The 4,446-nt window shown below is 58.5% G+C and carries 4 protein-coding genes; all 4 read right to left on the reverse strand.

Going from position 1 to position 4,446, the window contains the following annotated elements; all coding sequences use genetic code 11:
- A partial coding sequence (locus ACWI8T_RS08390) for a transcriptional regulator (RefSeq protein ID WP_449138610.1) occupies nt 1-471 on the reverse strand: 471 nt, incomplete at its 3' end.
- Nucleotides 472-481: 10 nt separating this feature from the next.
- Nucleotides 482-1,813 (reverse strand): glutamine synthetase family protein, encoded by a 1,332-nt coding sequence (locus ACWI8T_RS08395; RefSeq protein WP_449138611.1) that lies wholly within the window; start codon nt 1,811-1,813, stop codon nt 482-484.
- Nucleotides 1,814-2,017: 204 nt separating this feature from the next.
- Complete coding sequence (locus ACWI8T_RS08400) at nt 2,018-2,791, reverse strand: type 1 glutamine amidotransferase (RefSeq protein WP_449138612.1); 774 nt, start codon at nt 2,789-2,791, stop codon at nt 2,018-2,020.
- Nucleotides 2,792-2,794: 3 nt separating this feature from the next.
- On the reverse strand, nt 2,795-4,198 hold the full coding sequence (locus ACWI8T_RS08405) for a MurT ligase domain-containing protein (RefSeq protein WP_449138613.1): 1,404 nt from the start codon (nt 4,196-4,198) through the stop codon (nt 2,795-2,797).
- Nucleotides 4,199-4,446: the final 248 nt, after the last annotated feature.

A 4,446-nucleotide genomic window follows, 5' to 3' on the forward strand; every position in this document is an offset into this window, starting at 1 on the left:
TTCCATGAACGTCAAATCGATAGGCTCACCATTGACCTTCACCTGATATGTCGCCAAGTTCACCGTGAGCGCGCCCATATGGATGAAGTCGGCATCGCTCGTCATTTCGCCCGGCCACAAAAGGCGACGGCAGCGAAGCTTGATCTCGTCGTCACTCGCACCACTGCATGCAAAATCGCTCGTCACGCGCACGGGCAGGCGCACCGACTTCATGCGCGATTCGTCGAGCATCAAAAACAGCGCGGAATCGCCGCCACTAGCAAGCTCGGCTTCAATTGCGGAAATGTCACACCCGCCATCGGTATCGTCAATCACGAGCAAGTCAACGCCCAAACCGTGACCGGAAGAAAGCGCCTGCGCAGGCGGCACTTTCAGCGCACGCACGTCGGCATCCATAGAAGAGAATAACGCGGACGCACGTTCGAGCGTGATAGTGCGGCCGCACGAAACAAGAATTGTCTTGGAATGCATAGCGCCCCCCCTACAGCCTTGCCAGATAACGATCAATTTCCCACGAGCTCACGTGCGCGCGATATTCCTCCCATTCGGTGCGCTTGGCCGAAATGAGGTTCTCGCAAATCACATCGCCAAGAATCTCGTGCATGAGTTCCGATTTCTCGAACTCGTCAATCGCCTGGGAGAGGTCGCGCGGCAAGTATTTCAAGCCGCGTTCGGCGATTTCAGCCTGAGAAAGCTTGAACAGGTTTTCTTCGACCGGCGCGCACAGATCGAGACCTTCCTCGATGCCCTTGAGGCCCGCTCCAAGCATGGCAGCGTACGCCAAATACGGATTCGCCGCCGAATCGACGCTGCGCACCGCAATGCGCGTCGATGAGGGCTTGCTCGGCTTGTAGCGAGGCACGCGCACCATGGCCGAACGGTTTCGGCTTCCCCACGACACAAGCACGGGAGCGTCGAAGCCTGGCACCAAGCGCTTGTAGGAATTCACATATTGGTTAGTGATCAGCATGTATTCTGGCGCGTACTTCAAAAGACCGGCGATATAGCTCTTGGCGACCGACGAAAGCCCCATGCCATCGGGGTCGTTCGTATCGGCAAATGCGTTGCCGCGCTCATCGAACAGCGACTGATGCACATGCATCGCGCTTCCCGGTTGGCCCTCGATAGGCTTCGGCATGAACGAAGCATGCACGCCCTGCGCATGGGCTGTTTCTTTAATGACAAGGCGCGCGGTTACCACAGCATCGGCGGCGGAAAGCGCGTCGCAGAAGCGCAAGTCGATTTCCTGCTGCGCCGGAGCCGCTTCATGATGCGAGTACTCAACGGGAATGCCCATCTTCTCGAGCGTGAGCACCGTTTCGCGGCGAAGGTCGGACGCGTTGTCGAGCGGCGCCAAATCGAAATAGCCGCCCTTGTCGATAGGCTCAGGCGCGGAATCGCTCTTGAAGCAGAAATACTCGACCGCCGTGCCGATATTGACCGAATAGCCCATCGCGCCTGCACGCTTCAGCATATTCATGAGCACATGGCGCGAGTCGCCGGCAGCCGGCGCCCCGTCGGGCGTGCGCAAATCGCAGAACATGCGCGCCACGCCATCGTCGCTCGGGCGCCACGGCAACACCTGGAAAGTCGACGGATCGGGGTGCACGAGCATATCGGAATCTTGCAAGCTCGCAAGCCCGTCGATAGACGAGCCGTCAAAGCCGATGCCTTCTTCAAACGCGATTTCGATATCGGAAGGCGTAATGGCGACATTTTTCAGATTGCCGAAAATATCGGTGAACCACAATCGCAAAAAGCGAATGTTGCGCTCTTCGATTTGCTTGATGACATATTGCTTCGTATCAATCATGAAAGCCCCCTGACGGCCGTTTTGAGCAAAGTCCGCTTGCGGCGAAAAGCGGACCGCAGTTATCAGGAATAATAGCATCGTGGGTGTTTATGCGGCTGTTAAAGGAATGTTACGAAGAAAACTCGAATCTATGAATAAGCGCCCGAACGAATTCGGGCGCTTCGGGCGCTTCTCTTCAATTGTTTCGCCAAACAACGCTTGTCGCTATACGCCCAAACGTTTCGCCATCACACGATTTGCCTCAAGCTCAACGGCATCGTCGAGCGGAGCCAGTTCGAGCACGTCGCCGCGACGGTCAAAGGCCCGCGCGATAAGGTAGTCGGCGACCTGCGGGTTTTTCGGCAACAGAGGACCATGCAGGTAGGTTCCAATAAGGTTGCCCTGATGCACGCCCTCAAAGCCGTCTTCACCATTGTTGCCGAATGTTTTGCCGAGCACGCGGCCAAGCGGCTTTGCGTCGGAGCCGAGCGTCGTGCGTCCGCCGTGGTTTTCGAACCCGACAATCGGCGCATCGCAAATATCGCTTTGGATAGCGGCATTGCCGATAAGACGGCCCTCGCCGCGCACGGTTTCCATATCGATGACCCCAAGGCCTTCGACCACCACATCGTCCATGGCGTAGCTATGACCCAAGAATTGGTAGCCGCCGCATACCGCGAGCAGCACGCCGCCATCGGCAACATAGGCGGAAAGCTCGCTTTTTCGCGCGACCATGGCGTCTTTCACGATCATTTGCTCTCGATCGGCGCCACCGCCGATGAACACGATATCGGCTTGCGAGAAATCCATGGCGTCGCCCATGCCAATCTCGCGCACCTCGACGGGCAAACCGCGCCACTGCAAACGGCGCGTAAGGGCAATCACGTTGCCGCCATCGCCGTAAAGGTTCAAAAGCTCGGGGAACAAATGCACGATGGTAAGCGGCTTCACATCGTCGCGCACCGAGGGCATGTGGGCCCATTTCAAAGAATCGACCATGGCTTACTCCTCCCCCTTCGCGGCGGCTTCAAGGCCTTCGAGCTCGCGGCGAACGGCCGGCAGCGCGGTGTAGTTCGCGATGATGTACACCTTGCCATCGTCGGCGCCCGTCGCAGCCAGCACATCGGCCACGTTCTCGACAATCTCGGCCTGGATGCCCGCATACTTCAAGCGCACCTGCATATCGTTCGCGCGCGTGCCGCCCACAAAGGCGCGCAGGCCTTCGATCTGCGACCAACGTTCGAAGTCGATATCCCAAAACCACGACACGTCGTGACCATCGGCGTCGTTGTCATTCACGAATAGCGCGAGCACGCGACCGCGCTCGTTGAGCACGATGCGAATGTTTTGGTTGAAGCCCGTGGGATTCTTCGCGAGATTCGTCATGACCTTGCGCTCTCCCAAATCAAACGTTTGAAGGCGACCGTTCGTCGGGTGGTACTCGCGCACGGCAGCCTGATAGCTTTCGAAAGACACGATGCCCGACAGCTTCGAGATGGCATAGGCGGCAAGCACGTTGTACACCATGTAGGCGCCCGTGTGCCCCGTATGCACGCTGCGGCCATCGATATCGAACACGAAGCCGTCTTCCTCCAGACGCACATTCGTCGCCGCAAAAGCGAGCTCGGGACGCGCCCATCCGCAATCGGGGCAACGATAGGCGCCGAGCTGGCCGTAGTGCACGTAGTCGTATTCCAGGGCGCCGCCGCACTTTTGGCAGAAGCGGCTATCGGAAATGCGGTCGGCGGAAAGGCCCATGTCACTCGCGATGCCGAACGCAAGCGATTTGTTGGGAATGCGGTCGGCAATGGCCGCGCACAGCGGATCGTCGCCGTTGAACACGAACGTGGTTTCAGGCGTTTTCGCGAGCGCTTCGGCGATGGTGGCCTGAATGCGGTCGATTTCGCCAAAACGGTCGAGCTGGTCGCGGAACAGGTTCAGCAGCATGAAATAATGCGGGCGAAGGCGAGGCAGCACATACTTGGTGTACATCTCGTCGCATTCGAAGCAGCCCACGGGCGCCTGCGCGGCGCTCGCGGCGTCGACAACCTTCGACGTATCGGGCGCGAGCATGAGCGACGTCACGATGCCCGACTGCAGGTTGTTTCCCTCGCGATTGCAATACAGCGGCACGCCCGCGGTTTGCAAGCAATCGGCAACGAGGTTCGTGGTGGTGGTTTTGCCGTTCGTGCCCGAAATCACGGCTACGGGATTCATCTTTTTCGCCAGGTCAACCAAAACCGTAGGATCGACCTTGAGCGCCATGGCGCCTGGAATATTACCGGCCGAGCGATGCATGAACGTTTCGCCGCCCCATCGGGCCGCTCGGCCCAAAGCCACGGCAGCCGCCGCACGAATTCCCATATATGTCACCTCGCGAATATCGCCACAACAAGAAAGGGGCATGCGGCCCCTTTCGCTTCTTGTCATTCTATCATTGGCGCCAATGCGTCACCCGCAGACCTGTTAAACGCTCAGAGCATTTAACAGGTCTGCCGAATAAACGTCAGCGAACACGAGCCCATGAATCTAGCCGCAAGGCCAGACTAGCAGTAGAAAAGCATGTCGTCGTACGTCGGAACGGGCCAATAGTCGCTTGCGACAATAGGCTCCATGGCGTCAACCGCGGCACGCAGCGCATCCATCGCGGGGCG

Source organism: Slackia sp. (assembly GCF_977041755.1).